Source organism: Ruegeria sp. R8_1 (genome assembly GCF_017743815.1).
Lineage (GTDB): Bacteria > Pseudomonadota > Alphaproteobacteria > Rhodobacterales > Rhodobacteraceae > Ruegeria > Ruegeria lacuscaerulensis_A.
The window spans coordinates 214,598-236,762 of the sequence record NZ_JAGHRL010000001.1 but is presented as its reverse complement, the minus strand read 5'-3'; the positions used below and the strand labels follow the sequence as shown (position 1 = coordinate 236,762).

Here is a 22,165-nt window from a genome sequence, read left to right as displayed (position 1 = left end):
AGGGTCAAGACGGATCGCGCGGATTCTTTACGCCAACTTCGTTTGTTCAGCCAGCAGGTCCCGCTTGCGACCACAAAAGCGGTTTAGCGTTTTTACGATGACGTTCCAACAACCGGGCTTGTTGCCGTGCCTCAGGTATTAATCTGGCGGTTTCTCGCGTGGGAAGACCCTTGGCCAAGTCCGGGAAAATCTCGAAAATCTCACGCCGCGCATTGGGGTCCAACGCCCGCAACGCCTCAACACCGGTGAAAAGGCTTTCAGTCGGCGCACCCGCGGCAAAAACAACTTGATGCTCATCAAACAGCAGGTGGAAATACTCCACCTCATCCACGTTCTCGTCAACGTAAATGCCGGGCGTATCAACAAGTCTGATCGCGGCAACAAGAACTTCGGGCGCACCAAACATCCGCTGCGCGATCCGGGACCGCACCAGCATTCGATGCTGTCGCGATACCAAAAGGTCTTCGTGCGGCAGGCCATCGCCAAGCGCCCCTGCTGATATACGAACCGGTCGCAGACGAGGGTTGGCCTGTAAATCTGCCTTGAAAATGCTGCGTCGCCCAATCCATCGCAGCGCTTGCACGCCTTGTCCCAGCGTCAGAACTTCTTCCCCAACCCTCAGCGTCTGGATGCAGCGGTCACCTTTGGGCGTCAAAATCTTGGTGTTTCGTGTAAAGCACGGCACGCCCGACCCGTTTTCGAAAGCACTGTATGTGACGGTTGCGCCCGACGGCAGCGTGAACGTGCCACTGGACACCGAATAGGCAACGCCGGCCTCAACCGTGAACGTACCGAATGTGGCGTCGTTAACGACCGTGCCTTCCGGTAGGTTCAGCGTGTCTGTACCGCTTCCGCCGACGACGTCATCGCTGACAGTTGTGCTGCTGAAATTGAGCGTGTCATTACCCGCCCCAAGCCTGATAGAGCCGACATTCGACCCGCTGACAGTTATCGTATCGGAATTTGCACCGCCCGACACTCGTCCCACCACAGTACTATTGGAAATGACGATGTTGTCGTCACCCCTATTCCCAACCACGTTGTCGGAAATCGTGCTGTCCGTGACCGTGATATCGTCATCGCCGCCTCGACCGCGAATGTTATCAATAGGAGACCCTTGCGGAGTGCCGTTCAGCGTCCCGCTGTCGTTTGTGACGTCAATATCATCGCCACTATTGGTCCCATTGATACGAGGCATCGTCTCAGGTCCTGCGATTTATACGATCAGGATACCATCTTTAGGCGCACTCGACAGCCCCCCGCACGCAGTGCGGGAAACTCGGTTTAACATAACGCAATTCTTGTCTTCAGGAGTATCCCCGGCCCGGCATCAGGTTCGATAACAGTGTTTCTGCCGCCACTGACGGGCTTAGTCCCTCTTCTCGAACCGCGTTGCCCAGCCGTTCCATCTCGGCGCGGGCCTGTGGGGACGCAAGCCGCGACAAGAGCGCATTGCGCACTTCCTGTTCAAACCAGAACTGCGCCTGCTCCGCTCTGTTCGTGGACCAATACCCGCTTTCCTTGCGCCAATTTGTTAAAGAGCGCATTTCGTCCCAGGATTGCTCAAGCCCATGCTCTTCAACCGCAGAGACCGTCATGGCCTTGGGGAAACCTTCAGGGTCCTGCGGGCGCTTTCTCAGCAAACGCAGCGCTCCGGCATAGTCGGCACAGGTCCGTGTGGCCGTCGCCTTGAGATCTCCATCCGCCTTATTGACAAGGATGATGTCGGCCATCTCCATGATACCGCGCTTGACCCCTTGCAGCTCGTCCCCACCTGCAGGGGCCAGCAGCAAAAGAAACAGGTCTGACATCTCGGACACCACGGTTTCCGACTGTCCTACCCCAACTGTTTCAATCAAAACCACGTCAAACCCAGCTGCTTCGCACAGGGCGATGGCTTCGCGCGTTCGACGCGCAACACCGCCCAAATGGCTTTGACTGGGGGAAGGTCGGATAAAGGCGGCAGGTTCCCGGCTCAGGCGCTCCATCCGGGTCTTGTCGCCCAAAATCGAGCCCCCTGAACGGGTTGAACTGGGATCGACGGCCAGAACCGCCACGCGCAATCCCTGACCGATCAGCATCATGCCAAAGCTTTCGATGAACGTGGATTTACCAACGCCCGGCGTACCTGACAGCCCAATCCGTAATGCCTGTCTCCCTGCGCCTGCGAGACGCGCCAGCAATTCGCTGGCCTGCGCTCGGTGGTCGGCGCGGCCGCTTTCTACCAAGGTTATTGCACGAGCCAGCGCGCGCCGATCCCCGTTTAAAATCCTGTCACTCAGGCTGTCTATTTCCATTTTAACCCCGATCTTTTGCGGCACGACTACTTGCCGTCGCTGAAGCCGATTTGTCCAGACCGGACTGCGCCGGAATCCGTTTGGATGTAAGCAAGTCGTCACCCGCAAACCACAGAACTGGACGCGGCCCGGTGCTTGGCGGATAAAGCCCGCATGACTCGCCTGCCCATTGAAGACGCCATCCCCGATCTGCTGGACGCCCTGAGAGCTTCGGGGCGCGCCGTGCTGCAAGCGCCTCCGGGTGCGGGCAAAACGACTCGTGTGCCTTTAGCGATGCTCGAGGCAGGGCTGTGCGCTGACAAGATCGTGATGCTGGAACCCCGTCGGCTGGCTGCACGCGCCGCGGCGGAACGCATGGCCGAAACGCTGGGCGAACGCGTGGGGGAGACTGTCGGCTACCGGGTGCGTGGCGAGGCAAAAGTGTCCAAATCCACCCGGATCGAGGTTGTGACCGAAGGCATTCTGACCCGGATGCTGCAATCCGAACCCGACCTGCCCGGCGTCAGTGCGGTGATCTTCGATGAATTCCACGAACGGTCCTTGAATGCCGATCTAGGGCTGGCGCTTTGCCTCGAAGTGATGGGCGCGCTGCGCGACGATCTGATCCTGCTGGCAATGTCCGCGACATTGGACGCTGAACCGGTCGGACAGTTGATGGGCGCTCCGCTCGTGACGTCTGCGGGCCGCAGTTTTCCGGTCGAGACACGCTGGCTGGATCGCCCGCTTGGTCCGCAAGCACGGCGGGTGGACGCGTTGGTCGATCTGGTGGTTCAGGCCGAGCGTGAAACGACCGGTGGGATGCTTGTGTTCCTGCCAGGCGAAGGTGAAATTCGCCGTGCCGAGACCGCTTTGGCCGGACGCTTGCCAAACGGATGCACGCTGCGCCCCCTGTTCGGCGCAATGCCCTTTGCAGCGCAACGCAAGGCCATAGCTCCGATTGAGGACGGGCGTAAGATCGTTCTTGCCACGTCGATTGCCGAAACCTCTCTGACCATTCCAGATATTCGTGTTGTGGTCGATATGGGGCAGGCGCGACGCGCGCGGTTTGATCCGGGCTCGGGGATGTCCAGGCTGGTGACAGAACGTGTCACACGTGCCGAGGCCACCCAGCGCGCAGGCCGCGCGGGGCGCGTGGCAGAAGGGGTCTGTTATCGCCTTTGGTCCAAAGGGGAAGAGGGGGCGCTTGCCGCTTATCCCCCAGCCGAGATCGAAGCCGCCGACCTAACCGGTCTGGCGCTGGAGCTTGCGCTTTGGGGGGCTGAATCAAACGACCTCGCCTTTCTGACCCCTCCGCCCGAAGGCACCATGGCCGAAGCCCGCAGCCTGTTGAGCATGTTAGGCGCTTTGGACGGCAAGGGGCGGATCACCGATCACGGACGCGCCCTATCGGCCCTGCCCCTGCATCCCCGGCTAGGACACATGCTAGAGCGTGCCGGGCCGGACGCATCCTCTCTGGCCGCGCTGATGGCCGAACGAGACCCGCTGCGCGGCGCACCGACCGATATGTTGCTGCGGCTTGAAGCGCTGCGCGATCTGCGCGCCTTTCAACGCAATCGCATCTGGCACGTGAATTCGGGGGCGATTGACCGCATAAAGGCCGAAGCCAAGCGGCTGCGCCGAAAGGGAAAGCCATCTGATCTGAGCCCCGCCGCCATGGCTGCGCTGGCCTACCCCGACCGTATCGGCCAGCGTCGCAAGGGTGACGATCCGCGATATGTTTTGTCTGGCGGAAAAGGTGTGGTGTTGGACAGTGCCGACACTTTGGCAGCGAGCCCTTATCTGGTTGTCACAGACACCGACGGCAACCCACGTGAGGCGCGCGTGCGCATGGCCGCGCAAATATCCGAGCGCGAAATTCGCGATCTGTTCGCGGATCAGATCGACTGGGTTGATAGCTGCGTCTGGTCCAAACGGGACCGCCGCGTTGTTGCGCGTCGGCAAGAGCGGTTGGGTGCCATAACTCTGGACGACCGCATTTGGAAAGACGTGCCCGAAGACATCATGGCTAAGGCAATGCTGGATGGAGTTCGCGATCTGGGTCTGCGGTTGAACGGCGCATCGGCGCGTCTGGCCGCGCGGGTCGAATTGGTCAGGGCCGAGGGCGTTGACCTGCCCGATTTCTCGCCTGACGGGCTGGCTGCGTCGTTAGAAGACTGGTTGCTGCCGATGCTCTCGGGCGTGCGATCGGCTGACGACTGGAAAAAGTTCGACCTGCTACCTGCATTGCGCGCCCGGTTGGATTGGAACCAGACACAGGAACTGGACCGGCGCGCGCCCGGATCATTCGAAACACCTTTGGGTCGGAAAGTGCCGATTGACTACGGCGGTGCGGCCCCCGAAATCTCGGTCAGGTTGCAAGAGCTGTTCGGAGTAACCCGCCATCCGATCGTGGGCGGCGAGCCCCTCAAGATCACGCTGCTGTCCCCGGCCCAGCGTCCAATCCAGATCACACGGGACTTACCAGGGTTCTGGGCCGGCTCGTACGAAGACGTTCGCAAGGATATGCGCGCCCAATATCCCAAACACCCGTGGCCAGAGGATCCAACCCAAGCTGATCCGACACTGCGCGCAAAACGCCGACGTTGATCCGCTGGTGACAGTGTGATCATTTTCCAGTCACAATGACCGCCAACACGTATCAAACCTCACCCGTTCATTGAACATATACCATTTCGTTGTTATGTGCTGCTCTGAGGAGGCGCCCTGACCACAGGGCGTAAGAGCATGACAAAATGGCTGCACAATATTTGGGAAGAGGTCGCAAGACCTCTGATCCTGCGCCCGCGCAGGGTGCAATTTGCCGCGTTGTGCACTCGGGATACAAACGAAGGCGTGCAGGTTCTGCTGATTACTAGCCGCGATACCGGACGTTGGATCATACCAAAAGGTTGGCCGATTGACGGGCTCAATGGCGCGCAGACCGCGCGGCAGGAAGCCTGGGAAGAAGCCGGGGTAAGGGCTCGAACCGTTCAGGAAAAACCCGTCGGGCAATTTGCATATGAGAAAATCCTCAAGGATGGCTCGGCACAACCCGTTCTGACGACGATTTTCCGCATCGAAGTTCAGGACCTGGCCGAAGACTTCCCAGAAAAAGATCAGCGCACACGCGAGTGGGTATCGCCCACGACTGCGGCCGAAAGGGTGCACGAGCCCGAGCTGCGTGACTTGCTGAGGCAATTGTAACAATTAAGCGACAAATTAATGACAACGGTGTTGTCCTTGAACCGGAAACCGGATAGCGGCATGCGTCGATCCGATTTTCGGTATGAAACACTATGTCAGACCAAAGCTCAAAAACCCGATGGCAGACGCTGGACAGCGATCTGAATCGTATCTCACGCGTTGAAACCGCGAATGTCCACGTGGCACGCCCCATGCTGGCACCGGGGATTGCGCTGGCCTTTATTGCCCTTGCCGGTTTGTCGGCGGCAGTTCTGTTTGGCCAGGCAGATGGTGGTTTGATCGTCATCGCAGCAGCCGCGTTCGGCGCTTATATGGCAATCAACATCGGCGCCAATGACGTGGCCAACAACATGGGCCCAGCCGTCGGCGCCAAAGCGCTGTCCATGGGTGGCGCCATTGTTATAGCAGCAATTGCCGAAAGCGCGGGGGCATTGCTTGCCGGAGGGGACGTGGTTTCCACGATTTCGAAAGGCATCATCGACCCGGCCTCGGTTCAGACAAGCAACGTGTTTATCTGGGCTATGATGGCTGCGCTGATATCTTCGGCGATGTGGGTGAACCTTGCCACTTGGGTTGGCGCTCCGGTTTCGACCACACATTCGGTCGTGGGTGGGGTTATGGGCGCAGGTATTGCTGCCGCCGGTCTAAGCGCCGTCAACTGGGCAACCATGAGCGCCATTGCGGCAAGCTGGGTCATCTCTCCGGTATTGGGCGGGGTGATTGCTGCGGGTTTCCTTGCCTTGATCAAGGCCAAAATTCAATATCAGGAAGACAAGATCGCTGCTGCACAGCGATGGGTTCCCATTCTGGTCGGCGTAATGGCCGGAGCGTTCGCGACATATTTGGCCGTTAAAGGGCTGAAGCGGATCGTGAAAGTCGATCTGGAAATCGCACTGCTGGTTGGGCTGCTGTCGGGAATTTTGGCGTGGTCGGCAACTATTCCATGGGTGCGCCGGAAATCCGAAGGGCTGGAAAACCGGACCAAATCACTGAAGTCGTTGTTCGGTTTGCCGCTGGTCATCTCGGCTACATTCCTGAGCTTCGCCCACGGCGCCAACGATGTCGCCAACGCAGTCGGCCCCTTGGCCGCAATCGTGCACGCGGCCGAGTTCGGTGACTTTGCTTCGAAAGTTGCGATTCCGACATGGGTCATGGTGATCGGGGCCTTCGGGATATCTTTCGGCCTGTTCCTGTTCGGGCCCAAACTGATCCGCATGGTTGGCAGCCAGATCACCAAACTGAACCCGATGCGCGCGTTTTGCGTGGCTCTGTCGGCAGCGATTACAGTGATCGTGGCAAGCTGGTTGGGTCTGCCCGTCAGTTCGACACACATCGCTGTTGGCGCCGTGTTCGGAGTTGGTTTTTATCGTGAATGGCATTCAGATCGCCGCTGGAAAATGTCGAACCAGCAGCGACCGCCCCAGCGTCGTTTGGCGCGGGAAGAGCATAAGCGGCGCAAACTGGTGCGGCGTTCGCATTTCATGACCATTATCGCGGCATGGGTTGTTACGGTTCCGGCTGCTGCTGCTATGTCAGCCGTGATCTTCTGGATGCTGACAGCCTTTCAATAAAACAATGCTCAACCCCTGATTTGCCGTGGGGTCATCGACGTGGTGGGGCGACCTTTGATAAGGTCGCGAACCTTCTGGCAAATCGGCGCAGCCCGGCCCTGGACAGCTGCGAGGCGAATGATCTCACCTTGCAGGCTGTCAATCTCGGTTGGCCTACCGTCCATCAGATCATAGGCCATGGATGTGCGCGCCGAAGGATCAATCGTCAACATCCGTGCGGCTATTCGACTAAACAGCGGGGTCGGCAGGCGCAGGATGTAAGGCGTCATCCAAGCCGGAAGCGGTGTGGTCGAGGCCACGGAAAGACCTGCTGATTTCAGCACCGCGTGCGCTTCGGCCATCTGATCGGCCATCAGCTTGCGCCATTCCCGATCCAAAAGCTGGTCCTTTAACGTCAGTCCCGACAAGGCATTCAACGCATTATTGAGGTTGATCAGCAACTTGCCCCATTGCACCGCCTCGATCTGATCGCTTTCAACAACTGGCAGGTTTGGACTGCTCAGCTTTTGCCCCAGCGCGCCGGCACCACTCTCGATCACAATCTCTCCCGAAGTCGCCCGGTGGAAACTGCCGGGGTCGGTCGGGACCACATTAAACGGAACCATCCCGGCCCGCACATCCCGCCCCGGTAGGGCCGCGCGCAAAGTCCGGGTGTTTTCCATCCCATTCTGCCATGACAATATTGGCGCTGACGACGGTGCGTATCGCGCGATCAATTCAGCCATCTCGGTCGTCGCCGGGGTTTTAACAGTCACGATGACGGCTTCGGCATCTGCAAGACAGGCCGGAACCTCGGAGAGGGTCAGGTCCGAGACATGTTGCTGCAGACCCGAGAAATCGGTGACCGTCAGACCTCGGTCCTTGATCGGAGCAAAGATGCGCGCACGTCCAAGCAGTGTGACATCGTGGCCGCCCTGAGACAGCAAAGCCCCGCAATAACACCCGATACTGCCCGCGCCAGCGATCACGATTTTCATGGCGACCCTCCCCTTTTGGTAAAGATCGCCGGGATCGAAGTCGTGGACAAGGCCCCCTGACGCCTCGTCAGCGCGCAAGTCTTGGGCGGGTGCGTTCCAGCTCGGCCGAGATCGGAATGTACTCTTGATCATCGCCGGGCGGCAGGTGGAACGCCCCGTTCGCCCAATCTGCCGTTTTCCATTCCCGTGTCGCGACCTCGATCTTTTCTTTCGAGGACGACACGAAGTTCCACCAGATGTAACGATCCTCGTTCAGCGTTGCGCCCCCCAACAGCATCAGGCGCGCGCCTGTCGGCCCGGCCTTCACAGACAACCGGTCGCCGGGGCGGAACACCATCATGCGGCCCGCATCAAATGTATCGCCTGCAATCTCGACCGCGCCTTGGGTGACATAGACCCCTCGGTCCTCATGATCATCTGGCAAGGGAAAGGACGCGCCAGGATCAAGCTGCACATCCAGATAAAACGTTTCGGACAGCATCGTCACAGGGCTGGTCTCGCCATAGGCCGAACCCAGAATCAAGCGGGCGGACACGCCGTGATCCTGGATATGGGGCAGCGCGCCTTGCTTGTGATGTTCAAAATCCGGGGCCATATCCTCGTGTTGTTCAGGCAAGGCGATCCAGGTCTGGATGCCGAACAGGCTGTGACGTGTACCGCGAGTCTGGTCGCTTGTCCGCTCGGAATGGGTCACGCCGCGCCCAGCCACCATCCAGTTGACCTCACCGGGATAGATCATCTGATGGGTGCCCAGACTGTCGCGATGTTCAAATTCGCCCTGATACAGATAGGTCACGGTGCCCAAACCGATATGAGGGTGCGGACGTACATCGATGCCGCCATCGGTTATGAATTCAGCCGGGCCCATCTGATCGAAGAATATGAATGGCCCCACAAGCTGCCGCTTGACTGAGGGCAAAGCCCGGCGCACCTCGAACCCGCCCAGATCACGCGCGCGAGGAATGATCAACGTCTCAAGAGAGGTGTTTTCGGACAGGCATTCGGGGCTGTGGGTCGGGTTCCAACTCATTGCTATGCTCCTGCGATCTGAGTTTCGTGCATTTTTGCAATGTATGTCGCGTTAACCGGCAATGATATCATCATATGCGCACATTGCCAGTGCGCTGCCCCCACCCCAGTTGATGAGATCAGCTAACTTGACGAGGCCATAACTGCGGAAAAAACGGCCCCGCGATGCGATCACCCTCGCGATATCCTGCGGCCTCGAACTGTGCGCGTTCGCCCTTGGCCCAGTCCCCACGATACCGGATCACCCCGTCCGGTGCCGTCATGCGCAGAGTAAACCGCCGAACCGTCTGGGTTGGTGTGACCGAGGACAACCCGCCATGCAGAGTTCGCATGTCAAAAAAGATACAATCCCCAAGCGCCATATCCCATTGCAACAGTTCAAAAGCATCTGGGTCCGCGTTTACGTCGGGCGGTGGATGATATGTACGCCCGGCAACTTCGGTCGGTTCATAACTTGGGTGGCCGTCAGCAAAACGAACGCGCATGAACAGTTTGTCCCATAAATGCGAGCCTTTGACGAAGGCAATACCGTTTTCCTTGGTGACAGGTTCAAGCGGCAGCCACAAAACGCACATTGTCCCTTCGAAATCGAAATAGGACAAATCCTGATGAAACGGTGGGCGCGAGGTGGATCCCGCCTCTCGCAGGAACCAGTTGTCCATGACCAGATTGATCGCTTCGGCGTCCAAAAGCTGTGCAGCAAGCGACGCACAGGGCGAGTTATGGACGAAATCCCGGAACTGAGGAATTTTGTTCCAAGCCCAGTAATCCTCGAAATACGCAGGTGCGCGCAGGTCTTTGGTATGCCTAGTAAAATTATCAGTCGGGCTTGCCAGATCGGCATCGATCCCGGCGCGCAAAAGATCAAGCCAATTGGTCGAGAACTTGGATCTTAGAACAACTGCCCCGTCGCGCTGAAAGGCGGCAATTTCGTCGGGGGTGATGCGATCTGTTTGGGTCATGTGGCGGGCCTCATGGGCAACAACGTCCTGTAGGTCAGGATTGCAGCCGACTGGCCATCCGTCAAAGGAATTCACAATTCGCAAACACCCCTCGGAATGGATGGCAAGCGTGCTATCTATTATACGGTTGCAGGCTGCAGGAGGTTTCCATGACCCGTTCATCACTCAACCGTCGCTTTCTGATCGCGGGCGGAGGGGCCGTGTTGGCCTCGGGTCTGTTTGTGCCTGCTCGGGCAAAGGGCTTGGCGGCAACACCATCCATGCGGGGCGGGTCCAACAACTATCGCGCGGGCGCGCCAATCGTTGAACGGATCGGAGGAGGCGGGTTCTGGATGACCGGAACTGTACGCCGCGCCGGCGATGGCGCGCCCCTGCCCGGTCAGCGCATCCAGATCTGGGCCCACACAACCGAAGGCCATGAACGTGACCCTCAAAGCCATGGGGCCACGTTGACAGATGCCAACGGAGAGTTTCGGCTGGAGATGCCGCAGATTGTGCCTGCATTTGGCCAACCGCATGGCCATCTTGCCTATGACAGCGGTGAATTCAAAACGGTGTTCCTGCGCCCGGTGATGTCCAGTGCGAGGGACAAAACACTTGCAGCACATTTCGTACTTCAACCTGCCTGATACATGCGTCAGATCACGGCGATTTGGGCGGTTCTGATCGCCGTCGTATTGATCCCGGTCATTGCCGCTGGGTTCAGCCCATACCTCGCGTGGCGGGATCCGGTCTATATCGCGGCGGGTTTTGCAGGTGTCGCCTGCCTGAGCCTTTTGTTGTTGCAGCCGCTATTGGCCGCAAAGGACTTGCCCGGTCTTACGCCTGTGTTCAGCCGCCATCTGCATCGCTGGGTTGGGATGGCATTGGTGGGCGCGATTGTGATCCACGTCGGAGGGTTATGGATCACCAGCCCGCCGGACGTCGTTGATGCCCTCACCTTCACGTCGCCCACGCCATTCTCGGCTTGGGGCGTGATCGCGATGTGGACGGCATTCGCGGCCGCTGCGTTGGGGATATTGCGTCAGCGCACAGCCCTTCGATTTCGGGTCTGGCGATTGACGCACACCACGCTGGCATCAGTAACAATCGCAGGCAGCATCATCCACGCGCTGCTGATCGAAGGCACGATGGAAATCATGAGCAAGATCATACTATGCGTTTTGATCTTTCTGGCGAGCGCTAGAACGCTCGCCAAGTTACGTGTCTGGGATGTTGCCCGGCGCTAAACGCCCAGACACCAGCGCATGACTGCCTTTTGCGCGTGCAGGCGATTCTCGGCCTCGTCGAAAATCACCGAATTCGGGCCGTCCATGACCTCGGACGTGGCTTCTTCCTCACGGTGGGCCGGCAGGCAGTGCATGAAAAGCGCATCCGGCTTGGCATGGGCCATCAGTTCGGGATTGACTTGATAGGGGCGCAGAAGATTGTGGCGACGCTCCTTGGCGGATTGGCTGTCATGCATCGAGACCCAAGTGTCAGCTACCACCAAGTCAGCCCCTTCAACCGCTTTGAACGGATCACGTTCCACAACGATCCGCGACCCCTTCTGACGGGCAAATCCCATAAATTCTTCCTCGGGATCAAACTGCGCAGGGCCAGTGAAGGTCAGGTTGAAGCCGAATTGACCCGCCGCGTGCAGGAACGATGCGCAGACGTTATTGCCATCGCCGGTCCAGACCACTTTTTTACCCGCAATGGGGCCACGGTGTTCCTCAAACGTCAGAACGTCGGCCATGATCTGGCAGGGGTGGGTACGATCGGTCAGGCCGTTGATAACGGGCACGTCCGAATATTCGGCCATTTCGGTCAGGATCGTCTCGTCAAATGTACGGATCATGATCATGTCCACATAGCGCGACAACACGCGGGCGGTGTCGGCTATGGTTTCGCCATGGCCCAGCTGCATATCCTTTCCGGACAGCACCATTGTCTGCCCACCCATCTGGCGCACGCCCACATCAAAGGACACACGTGTCCGGGTCGAAGGTTTTTCAAAGATCAGCGCAACCATCCGGTCTTTGAGCGGTTGCTCATCATCCAGCGCCGCCTTGGGCTGCCCAAGGCGCGCCTGTTTCATCGCGCTGGCCTGATCAATCATGCCACGCAGCGCGGCGGCGTCGGTTTTGTGGATATCAAGGAAGTGGTTCATATCATGTCACTTTTTATTCAAGTATCTCTCAGGCCGAGGCCATGTTTGCAGCAACCTGCGCGGCCGCTTTTTCCAGACGGATCACGGCCTGCGCGATGTCGTCCTCGGTCAGGGTCAGCGGTGGCAACAGGCGGATCACGTTGTCGGCGGCAGGCACAGTGATAACTTCGTTGTCATAACCTGCGTTCACCACGTCGATATTGGTGGGCTTACACTTCAGACCCAACATCAGGCCGGCGCCACGCACCTCTTCGAATACATCAGGATGATCGGCGATCAGCCCTTCCAGCTTTTGCCGCAGCAGGCCCGCCTTGCGGTTCACGCCCTCGAGAAACGCAGGGGTCGCCACCTGATCAATCACCGCGCACCCCACGGCACAGCCCAGCGGGTTACCGCCATAGGTCGACCCATGTGTGCCTGCCGTCATGCCATTGGCGGCATCCTCGGTGGCCAGAACCGCGCCCAAGGGGAAGCCTCCGCCAATGCCCTTGGCGACCATCATGATATCGGGCGTCACTCCTGCCCATTCATGGGCGAACAGCTTGCCGGTGCGGCCAACGCCGCATTGCACTTCGTCAAAGATCAGCAACAGGCCGTTGTCGTTGCAAATCTGGCGCAGGGCTTTGAGTTCTGCATCTGGCACGGGACGAATGCCGCCCTCGCCCTGCACCGGCTCGATCATGACCGCGGCGGTTTGGTCGGTAATTGCGTTGGCCACACCGTCGAGATCGCCGAACGTGACATGTACGAAACCGGGCAGCAGAGGGCCAAAGCCCTTGGTCATCTTCTCGGACCCGGCCGCTGCGATCCCGGCAGAAGACCGACCGTGGAACGAGCCGTCAAAGGTGATGATCTCGACCCGCTCGGGCTGGCCTTTGTCGTAGAAATGCTTGCGCGCCATCTTCACGGCCAACTCGCAGGATTCGGTGCCGGAATTGGTGAAGAACACCGTATCGGCAAAGGTATGTTCCACCAGCTTGTCGGCCAGCGCCTGCTGTTGCGGGATGTTATAAAGGTTCGAAACATGCCACAGCGCGTGCGCCTGTTCCGTCAACGCATTGACCAGCGCCGGATGCGCGTGCCCCAGCGCGTTCACCGCGATCCCGGCGCCCAGGTCCAGAAAACGTCGGCCATCCGCCTCGGTCAGCCAAGCACCTTCACCCTTCACAAAGGTCAGGGGCGCGCGGTTATAGGTCGGCAGAACGGACGGGATCATCGGATCATCCTTTTCGATATGTTAAGCCCCGTGAGTGATACACGAAGGCCCTAGTCGTCAACTGATTTGGTGAGGTTTGCGCGGATTTACAGCGCAATAGATCAAACGGGCCGGTTACGCAGCGATGCGTCGGCGTCGGAGTTGCAGTATATGCGTGTGTTTGATCATGCCCGTCGTATAGCGGGGCGCGCCCGGTCAGGGAACCCCAAAATTGCGCACGACTCAAAATGCGATTGTTGTGTGAAATTGACACTTGTCATTTAACCAAGAGTGCCCCACCGCTTGACCATGACACCTGCGCGCCACAACCCGCCCCTTGCGGCCCTTCTGATCCTTGCCGCCAGTGCGCTGTTGGCAGGAACAACCCTGCTGGCCAAAGCCCTTGGAACCGACGAGCTTGGCCCGCCCCTGCACCCGATGCAGATCAGCCACGGGCGCTTTCTGTTCGCATTTCTGGTGATCGCCTGCACAGTTGGCGTTTTGCGTCCGCGCCTCAGTCGTCCACATTGGGGTCTACATATCGGGCGCACCAGCTTTGGGTGGGTCGGCATCACGCTGATGTTTGCTTCCGTTGCTTATATACCAATCTCGGATGCCACGGCGATCTCGTTCCTGAACCCGGTTTTTGCGATGATCCTGGCCATTCCGCTCCTAAAAGAGAGCATTGGCCCCTGGCGCTGGCTCGCCGCCGCCGTCGCTCTGGCGGGGGCTCTCGTTCTGCTGCGCCCCACGCCCGACAGCTTTCAACCTGCGGCATTGCTGGCGCTGGCAGCTGCGGCATCAATCGGGATGGAATTAATCTTTATTAAAAAACTTGCGGGTCGCGAGGTGCCATTGCAGATCCTGCTGATCAACAACGCAATGGGACTAGCGATCGCCTCAGTCGCAGTCAGTTTCGCTTTCCGAACGCCTACATCAGAACAATGGGCAGCATTGGCGGGAATCGGCGTGTTGATGGCCTGCGCGCAAGCGTGCTTTGTCAATGGCATGGCACGCGCCGATGCGTCGTTTGTGGCGCCGATCAGCTATGCCACCCTGGTGTTCGCTGCGCTTTACGATTTTACCGTGTTTCACGTAGTGCCGGATCATATCAGCCTGACGGGTTCTGCCATCATCCTGTCCGGTGGACTGGTGCTGGTCTGGCGCGAGGCGCGTAACGCCCCCCCAATCACTTCAAGGAAAGATCCAAACCGCTGATATCCGTGGCGCGCGGGCTGAGCCAATGCGCGACCTTAGGTGGGTGGACCGGGTCAATTGCATTGACAACAAACTGGCCAATCTGCGCATCCGGGAAATTGTTTCTTGCGTCTGAAAGAGCAACTTCGCGGTATTGGTCAGTCAAGACCTCAACAATTTTCAGGACTTGAGCGACAGAAATCGCACCATCTTTTCCAATCTTTGCCCAGAACAGATACTCGGGGCCGTGCTCGGCCTCGGCCGCACGTGTATAGGCCTGCTCGATTTCGCCAATGGCGTCCTGCGCCGACATCCTTTGTTTCTCAGCGAGTTTGGCAGCCAAGGTCAGCAGCGTCCGGTCCGTCTCAAGCGTTATGGTGGTGCCGCCTTCGACAAGAGACGATGTGGTCATCGCGCAGGCTCCACCGCCGGTTTCTGGTTTTGCACAAGCCGCAGGCACATCTTTTCGATTAGCTTGCCGCGCGAGTGCAATGGGCGTGCAGGTGTCGGTTGGGTAACGGTCAGTTCCGGGAAAAGGAATGCCAGCTCTTCCAAAGCGTCAGGACCCAGCATCTTTAGCGCTTCGCTTCCGGTGTACAGCGACTCGGTGTAGGCGTGTTCAGCAATGACGATCGAATGCTCTTCCAGGACAAAATGAAAGTATTGGACTTCAGTGCAGTCCGCCTGAACGTCGATATCGGGCAGGTGAGTTAGCTTTTTGGCAGGAACCAGTGCTTCCGCGTCGCCCAAAACCCGTTGAGCCACCTTGGATCGCAACATCAACCGGTGCTGTGGTGACACCTTCAGATCATGATTGGGCATCCCCTGCCCCAGAGCGCCCTGGCGGATCAGAACCGGACGCATGTTCGGATTGGCCAAAAGATCAAACCGATCCAGGGTTCTGGAGCCAATCCACCGGATCGGTTTTGCTTCACCTTCCAACGTCGACACAAGATCACCGACCCGCAAATCTTCGACCCTTACATCACCGTGCGGCGTTTTGATCCGCGTGCCGGCAGCAAAACAGACCATAAGCGAAATATTATCGAGGATGCTGCCAAGGCTGTTGTCATCCCCCCCTTCGGTAAATCGCAAAGTATAGTCGCCTTCGGCACCAAAATCGAAATTGAACTCTACCCGTGTGAATGACCCGTCAGAAGTGGGCGTCACGGTCTGCGTAAAAATGACGTTGTTATCGGAATCGAGAACTTCGACCAACACAGGATCATCAAAAGGACCACCGCTGCCGGTTTGACGAGCTGCGATATCGAAGCTGAGTGTTGCGGATTTGTTGTCACCAGTGACTGTAAAGGTTTGTTCCGCGACAGAGGTTTCGTTTCGGTTACCATCCAGTTCCAGAACCAAGTTCGTCGTATCGCCTGTGTTCAGAAACAGGTTTTCGCGGCCAATCTCAATTTCCGTGCCTGTCCATGACCCATAGGATCCGAAAATCTGGAAATTGCTGGCATCCGAAATACCGGGGCTTTCAAAGTCGCCCCCAACAATCAATTCCTGCATGTTCAGCCTTTCAGACCGCGCCCTGTTATCTGCAACGACCGTCTAACACACAAGCCGTTAACATTTAACCAAATTTTCTCACTTTAAAGATTTTTCCGCTTCTACGATTTCAATCTGTAGCCTGTCCGCAGCATTGTCCACGCCGAACCGCCAATCACGAGCGTAGCCACACCGCAGATCACCACCCCTACCCATACTGGGCTGTCAGAAACCCCGATCATTCCAAAGCGCAATCCGTCGATCAGGTAGAAAATCGGGTTTGCATGGCTGAGGACATTCAGCACTGGTGGCAATGCCTGAACCGAGTAAAACGTGCCTGACAGGAAGGCCAAGGGCGTCACGATGAAGTTGGTAATCGCGGCCATCTGGTCGAACTTGTTGGCAAAAATCCCAGCCAATAAGCCCAAAGCCCCCATCAATGCTCCACCGAAGACAACAAATACCAGCGCGATCAGGGGATATTTCGGCACGATTCCCAACACCAAAGCCAGCGCGACGGCCACGACCGATGCGATAAGTACCCCGCGCACGATGGCTCCGGCCAGATAGCCCAGAAGGATTTCCAACGGCGACAGCGGCGGCATGAGGGTGTCAACGATGTTGCCCTGTACTTTAGCAACCATCATCGAAGAGGACGTATTGGCAAACGCGTTCTGGATCACTGTCATCATCATGATCCCTGGTGCCAGAAAAGTTAAAAACGGAACCCCCATCACTGCTGATCGACTGGGGCCGATGGCAATATTGAAGATCAGCAGAAACAACCCGGCAGTGACCAACGGGGCAAGTAAAGTCTGGGTCCAAACGGACATGAACCTCAGGGTCTCACGTCTGGACAGCGTGTAAAGGCCCATCCAGTTGACCCTGCCAAAGCGACGTTCGGTGTGTTCTGCGGGAATCTGCATGCTCTGCCTCTGACCTGATTCGAAGACCGCTTGTAACTCGGGCGGCAGTGATTAAAATAGGGGGCTGAGACGATTTCCCAAGGCGGCCCGAATCCGGGGCCGCTTTCCGCTTTTGAAAGGCAAATGATGTCCTGGACTGACGAGCGTGTAGAGCTGCTGAAAAAGATGTGGGGCGAGGGCCAGTCGGCCAGCCAGATCGCCAAGGAACTGGGCGGCGTGACCCGCAACGCGGTGATCGGCAAGGTGCACCGTCTGGGCCTGTCGAACCGCGCAACTGGCGCGACCCCGGCCAAGGCCGAACCCAAGGAAAAACCGGCCCCCGCTGCGCCCAAGGCCGAGGCCAAACCGAAACCCGCGCCCAAGACCGAGCCCGCGCGCCCCGCACCTGCTCCGGCCGCCGAGGCGAAGCCCGCCGTGCCCGCCCGCCGCCAGATCATCCCGGCCGGTCAGCCGCTGCCGCCACAGCCCTCGGCCAACGAAATCAGCCCCGAGGCACTGGCCAAGGTCAACGAGGTCGAGAAAAAGGCCAAAAAGCTGACGCTGATGGAACTGACCGAGAAAACCTGCAAATGGCCCGTCGGCGACCCCGCAACCGAGGATTTCTGGTTCTGCGGCCTGCCGGTTGAGGCGGGCAAACCCTATTGCGAGGCGCATGTGGGCGTGGCCTTCCAACCCATGAGCTCGCGTCGCGACCGGCGGCGGTGATTGGGAACGCCAGAACCCAAATCTATATTGTGGGATGTGGAAAGGTTTTAGCCGTTTCTCAGACCCTCTTATAGGCAGTTTTGCAAAATCACGGACCCTTTCGGGGAAGACACCCTCGCAGAAAGCCGCGAGGGTGTTTCAAGTCAAGGCGTCGAACGTGCATGACGTAACTGCCGTTACCAAGTTGGGCAAACACGTGAAACTGACCTGTCCGAGGACAGGTCAAAAACGACACCTGGGGATTAGATCAGCGACTTCCAGAAAACGACTTTGTCATCCCCCGCCGCCCAGAAATCCCTGATACGAGCTTCCTCGCTGTAGCCGTTTTTGCGATAGAACGCGCGTGTCTTTGCGAACTCGTCTGAACCCGAAGTGTCGGCTATCAAAATGCGTTGTCCACGCTTCTTGAGTTCGACTTCTAGATGGTTAACGATGGCGCCGCCAAAACCTTTACCCTGCTCGGTTGGCAGAATTGCGATGGCAAGCATGTTCCATGCACCTTCGGCAAGTTCCTCGGGGACAGCATAGCAAAACCCAACAGCCTTACTGTTTGTTTCACATGTCAGCCAAATCTCGAGGCTTTGACCGTCGGATAGAAATCCATCCACCATGTCAGGGAGCATTTCACTGGGGAAAAGCTCTGTGCCGTTAAGCACCTCCTGCAAGGCAGCGATATCATTTTGCTTTGTTAGTCGAATTTTCATTGATTTTCCGTCTTTCTTCGTGCCGTCAATCAAGCAAATACGCATGATGTGACGGACGCAAAGCTCATGCATCGGTGATGTTAGTTTGAGCGTTCATGAGCCATGCGAAAATGAAAGCCTAACACTTTCGTGCAGGCACTATTTGGCTTGGTCGTCCTGCATTCAGGACTCAGCGGTTTCCCGCAATCGTAAACATGAATTCTCCACTGCCCAGCTTATGTGCTAAGCGCATAGTGAGGATATCAGTACAGTAGCTTACGAGCAAGGCGAAGTAAGATTGGGACAAACCCCGACATTGAGGTTCCGGTAATCTTGGAGGCACTGGCCCAACTTCAAACTTTCACTGCGCCGGATGCGACGGCAGGTCCGGCATCGGTACCCAGCCCGGCAGATCATCAGGTGAGACTGAGACATGCAGCCTCTCGGACCGGTCACGCCCCACCTTCCGGTGCTTGCGCAGCAGGAAAATCTTGCCCCAGCCGCGCCATGTGCCGACCGAGCGCGCGGATGTGTCGGTCGGGAAGCGGTCGCGCCATCCGTCAGGCAGGGGCAGGCCGTGCATCTCGGCCTTGTCCAGCATCCAGATCAGAGAGATGTTGCTGAGCGGGCGGGCCTCTTCGAACCCGTTCAACTGGCCTCCGACATCGCCATGGGTGCCGCGGAACCAGACTTGTTCCACATGACCTTTGAACTCGGGGGTACATTTCCACAAAACCGGTTCGAAAACCTCGCGGGTCTCGTCCAGTGCCATGGCGTGATAGCCGTGGCGCGTGGCCGGGCCAAGCTGGTGGTTGTGGAAGGCGTGACGTTCCTCGGCCCAGCGCCACAGCAGCGGAAGACGCAGGCCCAGCGCTTTGACCGTGTCCCAGACGCCGACCATTTCGATCGCCACATCCTCGTGGCAGAAGGCTTGCCGGAATTCAGCCGCCGCCTTGCCGTTGGCGTTGCACTCATAATGACGATAGGCCTGTTTGATGTTCCGCTCGGTCGCATGCTCGGCCTTGAGCAACCCGATCAAATCGATCACCCCGGCAAGGCTGCGTACGCCGTAGGCCCCGCGCGAGTAGCCGATGAAGTAAATCCGGTCGCCGGGTTTATAGCGCGAGGCCAGATAGCCATAAGCGCGCCTGATCTGGCGGTTAATCCCCCGCCCCATCATCACGTCTAGCGAGGATTTCCAGCTGTCCCACTGCACCCCGGCTTCGTAAAAGACAGAAACCTTGCTGCCCATCTCGCAGCACAGGCGCAGGGTCTGGCCCGCGTGGGTCTCATACCCCGGTTCCAGCGTCGACATGGTCCCGTCGAGGATAATCACATGGCTGATCGGTTCACGGTGGCGCGACTCGGCCGAGTGTTCGGACCGCAGAGGCCGTCCGAGCCATCCCAGTACCTTTCTACTCAGCCGCGACAGACCCATGCGTCAGCAACTCCCATACTCTTTGAGGTGTGAAAGGCATATCCGCCTGTCGCACCCCGTGATCCCAGAGCGCATCCTGAACCGCATTTGCCACTGCAGCCAGCGCGCCCACGGTGCCAGCCTCACCGCATCCCTTCATCCCCATCGGGTTTGAAGTTGACGGAACCGGCGCCGAGGTAAACTTAATCATGGGTATCTCGGCGGCGCGCGGCAAGGCATAGTCCATCAACGAAGCCGTGAGCAGTTGCCCCTGCGCATCATGCACAACACGTTCGGTCAGCGCCTGTCCAATTCCTTGGACGACGCCACCATGCACCTGCCCTTCGGCCAGCATCGGGTTGATAAGGTTACCAAAATCATCGACCACTGTATAGCGATCAACCCAGGTTTCTCCGGTGTAAGAATCAATAACGATTTCGGCAACATGTGCGCCATTGGGATAGCTGCGCGAGTCCAGGTTGGCGCGGGCGTGATGTTGCAGCAGATCAGTGCGGCCATCGGCGCGCGCCATATCCGCCGCCTCGGTCAGGGTGGGCGTCAGGTTCGACCCCGGCGCGCGGAAGGTTTCGTGATCGAAGCTCACATCGTTTTCCTCCACCCCCATCTTATCGGCCAGATAGGGCGTGAATGCGGCGATCATGACGTCGATTGTCGCCAGTGTGGCTGTGCTTTGCACCGTAACGGACCGAGACCCACCAGTACCGCCACCATGAGGAAGTTGATCGCTGTCGCCCTGCACAACATTGATCCGGTCCACCGGAATTCCGGTCTGATCGGACAGGAAATGGGCATAAACCGTCTCATGCCCCTGCCCGTTCGATTGGGTGCCGACATATAGGTTCACGGTGCCATCCTCGCAGAACTCCACTTTCGCGTTTTCGGAAGGATCGCCCAAAATACTTTCGATATAGTAACACAGGCCCTGCCCCCGGATCAGGCCGCGTTCGGCATCGGCGGCCTTGCGGGAAGCAAACCCCGCAGTCTGTTCGCCCGCGCGGGACAGGATCATGTTGAAGTCGCCCACATCATAGGTCTCGCCGGTGGCCGAGGTGTAGGGAAACGCCTCGGGGCGGACGAAATTCTTGCGGCGCAACTCCCATGGGTCGATGCCCAACTCGCGCGCGGCACGGTCCATGACGCGCTCTAGCACATAAATCGCCTCGGGGCGGCCCGCACCGCGATAGGCATCGACCTGTGTGGTGTTGGTAAAAAACCCTTCGACCCGCAGATAGGTTGTCTGGACGTCGTAGACGCCCATCAAAACCTTGCTGAACAAGCTGGTCTGAATCGCCTGCCCGAAATGGCTGTTATAGGCCCCCAGATTGATTTTGCTGTGAACGCGATAGGCCGTGATCCGATGGTCGGCATCAAAGGCCAGTTCGGCCAGAGAGGTCAGGTCGCGGCCATGATGGTCGGACAGCATTGCCTCGGACCGGTCCGACATCCAGTGCACGGGTTTACCCAGCTTCTTCGCTGCAACGGCCGTGCAGAAATATTCCGGGTAGGGCATCACCTTCATACCAAAGCCGCCACCGACATCCGGAGTGGTGACGCGGATGTCTTCAGGCTCGACCCGCAGCTTTTGCGCCAGTTGAGCCCGCATGGCCCAGACGCCCTGCCCGCCATAGGCAAAATGCAGGCGACCATCGACCCAGTTGGCCTGACAGCCGCGCGGCTCGATCGAGGCAATGATGACCCGATTATCCACCACGTTGAGCGATACAGTATGCGCCGCAGCCTGAAACGCGGCCTCGGTCGCAGCCTCGTCGCCCAGACCCCAGTCAAAGGCGCGATTGTCCGGCGCTTCGGGGTGCAAGGTCTCTCCGCCCGCATCCACGTCCAGCTTGGCGGGGCGTTCGTCAATCTCGACCAAGACCAGTTCGGCAGCATCGCGGGCCTGAGCTTGGGTGTCAGCGATGACCACCGCGATCGGTTCGCCAACAAAGCGCACGCGGTCGGTCGACAGCATGTGACGCGCAGGCGCTGCTGCGGGCGAGCCGTCCCGGTTCTTGACCGTCGCCGCATTGATCACGGTGTCAATCCCGGCCTCTTTCAGATCCTCCAGCGTCATCACCAGCCGAACCCCATCAGCCGCGCGCGCCGCGTCCAGATCAAGCGCCGTGATCACCCCATGCGCCACCTGCGAGCGAACAAACACGGCATGCAGGGCGCCTTGTGGTACAACATCATCCATGTAGTGCCCCTGCCCGGTCAGAAACCTTTGATCCTCGATCCGTTTGACGGGCTGGCTTTTGCCGAATTTTTCCATGGGGCGACCCTCCTGCGCGGTTCCGAAAGCGACCCTAGCCCGCGTGTGGGCGATGTCCAGAAAAAGACAGGGGTTTGGACTTTA

General features: G+C 58.5%; 20 protein-coding genes. 7 read left to right on the top strand and 13 right to left on the bottom strand.

Going from position 1 to position 22,165, the window contains the following annotated elements; translation table 11 throughout:
• Window positions 1-46: 46 nt before the first annotated feature.
• Complete coding sequence (locus J7380_RS01145; RefSeq protein ID WP_209194117.1) at window positions 47-1,198, bottom strand: Hint domain-containing protein; 1,152 nt, start codon at window positions 1,196-1,198, stop codon at window positions 47-49.
• Between the two features lie 109 nt (window positions 1,199-1,307).
• Window positions 1,308-2,297 (bottom strand): methylmalonyl Co-A mutase-associated GTPase MeaB, encoded by a 990-nt coding sequence (gene meaB / locus J7380_RS01140; protein ID WP_209194116.1) that lies wholly within the window; start codon window positions 2,295-2,297, stop codon window positions 1,308-1,310.
• Between the two features lie 153 nt (window positions 2,298-2,450).
• Between meaB and hrpB the strand changes: the two genes are divergently transcribed.
• The 3 genes from hrpB to J7380_RS01125 all read left to right on the top strand — a co-directional run bounded on the left by hrpB (window position 2,451) and on the right by J7380_RS01125 (window position 7,051).
• The gene (hrpB, locus tag J7380_RS01135; protein WP_209194115.1) at window positions 2,451-4,883 is read left to right on the top strand and encodes an ATP-dependent helicase HrpB; all 2,433 of its coding nucleotides are present in this window, start codon (window positions 2,451-2,453) and stop codon (window positions 4,881-4,883) included.
• A gap of 138 nt (window positions 4,884-5,021) precedes the next feature.
• Window positions 5,022-5,480, top strand: coding sequence for an NUDIX hydrolase (locus tag J7380_RS01130; RefSeq protein ID WP_209194114.1), 459 nt, complete (start codon window positions 5,022-5,024; stop codon window positions 5,478-5,480).
• Between the two features lie 92 nt (window positions 5,481-5,572).
• On the top strand, window positions 5,573-7,051 hold the full coding sequence (locus J7380_RS01125) for an inorganic phosphate transporter (protein WP_209194113.1): 1,479 nt from the start codon (window positions 5,573-5,575) through the stop codon (window positions 7,049-7,051).
• A gap of 8 nt (window positions 7,052-7,059) precedes the next feature.
• Here the strand turns inward: J7380_RS01125 and J7380_RS01120 are convergent, their stop codons facing one another.
• The 3 genes from J7380_RS01120 to J7380_RS01110 all read right to left on the bottom strand — a co-directional run bounded on the left by J7380_RS01120 (window position 7,060) and on the right by J7380_RS01110 (window position 10,019).
• Window positions 7,060-8,028 carry a 2-dehydropantoate 2-reductase gene (locus J7380_RS01120; protein ID WP_209194112.1) on the bottom strand — a complete coding sequence of 323 codons (969 nt, stop codon included), beginning with the start codon at window positions 8,026-8,028 and terminating at the stop codon, window positions 7,060-7,062.
• 67 nt (window positions 8,029-8,095) lie between these two features.
• Window positions 8,096-9,058, bottom strand: coding sequence for a pirin family protein (locus J7380_RS01115; protein ID WP_209194111.1), 963 nt, complete (start codon window positions 9,056-9,058; stop codon window positions 8,096-8,098).
• Window positions 9,059-9,176: 118 nt separating this feature from the next.
• On the bottom strand, window positions 9,177-10,019 hold the full coding sequence (locus J7380_RS01110; protein ID WP_209194110.1) for a phytanoyl-CoA dioxygenase family protein: 843 nt from the start codon (window positions 10,017-10,019) through the stop codon (window positions 9,177-9,179).
• Between the two features lie 149 nt (window positions 10,020-10,168).
• On the opposite strand from J7380_RS01110, the gene J7380_RS01105 reads away from it, so the two are divergent.
• Window positions 10,169-10,648, top strand: coding sequence for a twin-arginine translocation pathway signal (locus J7380_RS01105; RefSeq protein ID WP_209194109.1), 480 nt, complete (start codon window positions 10,169-10,171; stop codon window positions 10,646-10,648).
• A gap of 3 nt (window positions 10,649-10,651) precedes the next feature.
• Window positions 10,652-11,248, top strand: a complete 597-nt coding sequence (locus J7380_RS01100) for a ferric reductase-like transmembrane domain-containing protein (protein ID WP_209194108.1) — start codon at window positions 10,652-10,654, stop codon at window positions 11,246-11,248.
• On the opposite strand, the gene argF is transcribed toward J7380_RS01100, so the two are convergent.
• Both argF and J7380_RS01090 read right to left on the bottom strand, forming a co-directional pair.
• Complete coding sequence (gene argF / locus J7380_RS01095; RefSeq protein ID WP_209194107.1) at window positions 11,245-12,171, bottom strand: ornithine carbamoyltransferase; 927 nt, start codon at window positions 12,169-12,171, stop codon at window positions 11,245-11,247. The genes J7380_RS01100 and argF overlap by 4 nt on opposite strands.
• Before the next feature lie 28 nt (window positions 12,172-12,199).
• Entirely contained in the window at window positions 12,200-13,387 is a 1,188-nt protein-coding gene (locus tag J7380_RS01090) for an aspartate aminotransferase family protein (RefSeq protein WP_209194106.1), read from the bottom strand.
• A gap of 288 nt (window positions 13,388-13,675) precedes the next feature.
• On the opposite strand from J7380_RS01090, the gene J7380_RS01085 reads away from it, so the two are divergent.
• On the top strand, window positions 13,676-14,584 hold the full coding sequence (locus J7380_RS01085) for a DMT family transporter (protein WP_209194607.1): 909 nt from the start codon (window positions 13,676-13,678) through the stop codon (window positions 14,582-14,584).
• Here the strand turns inward: J7380_RS01085 and J7380_RS01080 are convergent.
• The 3 genes from J7380_RS01080 to J7380_RS01070 form a co-directional block, all read right to left on the bottom strand.
• Window positions 14,556-14,975 carry a NusA N-terminal domain-containing protein gene (locus J7380_RS01080; RefSeq protein ID WP_209194105.1) on the bottom strand — a complete coding sequence of 140 codons (420 nt, stop codon included), beginning with the start codon at window positions 14,973-14,975 and terminating at the stop codon, window positions 14,556-14,558. The two genes, J7380_RS01085 and J7380_RS01080, sit on opposite strands and share 29 nt — an antisense overlap.
• Window positions 14,972-16,081 (bottom strand): Hint domain-containing protein, encoded by a 1,110-nt coding sequence (locus tag J7380_RS20315; protein WP_247742349.1) that lies wholly within the window; start codon window positions 16,079-16,081, stop codon window positions 14,972-14,974. Before J7380_RS20315 ends, J7380_RS01080 begins: the two co-directional genes overlap by 4 nt.
• 101 nt (window positions 16,082-16,182) lie before the next feature.
• Window positions 16,183-16,986: an ABC transporter permease gene (locus tag J7380_RS01070; protein ID WP_209194104.1), complete on the bottom strand. Its 804-nt coding sequence runs from the start codon at window positions 16,984-16,986 to the stop codon at window positions 16,183-16,185.
• 126 nt (window positions 16,987-17,112) lie between these two features.
• On the opposite strand from J7380_RS01070, the gene J7380_RS01065 reads away from it, so the two are divergent.
• Complete coding sequence (locus J7380_RS01065; RefSeq protein ID WP_170354987.1) at window positions 17,113-17,691, top strand: GcrA family cell cycle regulator; 579 nt, start codon at window positions 17,113-17,115, stop codon at window positions 17,689-17,691.
• A gap of 242 nt (window positions 17,692-17,933) precedes the next feature.
• On the opposite strand, the gene J7380_RS01060 is transcribed toward J7380_RS01065, so the two are convergent.
• The 3 genes from J7380_RS01060 to J7380_RS01050 all read right to left on the bottom strand — a co-directional run bounded on the left by J7380_RS01060 (window position 17,934) and on the right by J7380_RS01050 (window position 22,081).
• Complete coding sequence (locus J7380_RS01060; RefSeq protein WP_247742348.1) at window positions 17,934-18,428, bottom strand: GNAT family N-acetyltransferase; 495 nt, start codon at window positions 18,426-18,428, stop codon at window positions 17,934-17,936.
• Window positions 18,429-18,735: 307 nt separating this feature from the next.
• Window positions 18,736-19,812, bottom strand: a complete 1,077-nt coding sequence (locus tag J7380_RS01055) for a DUF2235 domain-containing protein (protein ID WP_209194103.1) — start codon at window positions 19,810-19,812, stop codon at window positions 18,736-18,738.
• The gene (locus J7380_RS01050; RefSeq protein ID WP_209194102.1) at window positions 19,790-22,081 is read right to left on the bottom strand and encodes a xanthine dehydrogenase family protein molybdopterin-binding subunit; all 2,292 of its coding nucleotides are present in this window, start codon (window positions 22,079-22,081) and stop codon (window positions 19,790-19,792) included. The genes J7380_RS01055 and J7380_RS01050 overlap by 23 nt, the downstream gene beginning before the upstream one ends.
• Window positions 22,082-22,165: the final 84 nt, after the last annotated feature.